The organism is Oleiphilus sp. HI0125, from assembly GCF_001635355.1.
Map to the genome: position 1 here is coordinate 1 of NZ_LWGF01000406.1, position 206 is coordinate 206.

Sequence of the window (206 nt, forward strand, 5' to 3'; positions counted from 1 at the left end):
CTAAGTGGGATGAGCTTGATATGTCTATTCGTCCAGAGAAAGGTTTGCTTGGTCTTCGTTCAAATCTTGAGTTGTTCGGTAATTTACGTCCGGCGATTTTATATCCGCAGCTTGCAAGTGCATCAACCCTGAAGCCAGAAGTTGTTTCGGGTCTTGATATCTTGATCGTGCGTGAGTTAACGGGCGGCATTTATTTCGGTCAACCG

The 206-nt window shown here is 45.6% G+C and carries 1 protein-coding gene; it reads left to right on the plus strand.

Annotation, left to right across the window (positions count from 1 at the left end; all coding sequences use genetic code 11):
- The coding region (locus A3762_RS05455; RefSeq protein WP_255375031.1) for an isocitrate/isopropylmalate family dehydrogenase at positions 1 to 206 on the plus strand (206 nt) is incomplete at both ends.